Here is a 205-nt window from a genome sequence, read left to right as displayed (position 1 = left end):
CCGGTCGTCGTCTCCGGCACCGACAACGACGCCGAGGAGCAGGCCGCCGACCGCGGCGTCCGCTACCGCGTGGTCGTCGAGCGGTCGGTGCTGCACCTGCCGAACGGCATCGCCGAGCTGTCCGCCGCCCTCGGCCGCGACGAGCAGGTACGGGTCGTGGACACGGTGCCCACCAAGCTCGTGATCGCCGACCGCGCCCTCGCCA

The 205-nt window shown here is 74.1% G+C and carries 1 pseudogene; it reads left to right on the top strand.

Annotation, left to right across the window (positions count from 1 at the left end):
* Nucleotides 1-205, top strand: a pseudogene (locus tag AOK17_RS53120) (helix-turn-helix transcriptional regulator); the annotation flags it as partial.

It is taken from the genome of Streptomyces phaeochromogenes (assembly GCF_001418655.1).
Lineage (GTDB): Bacteria > Actinomycetota > Actinomycetes > Streptomycetales > Streptomycetaceae > Streptomyces > Streptomyces phaeochromogenes.
The sequence above is the reverse complement of the archived record's forward strand: the minus strand, read 5'-3'. Positions and strand labels throughout refer to the sequence as shown.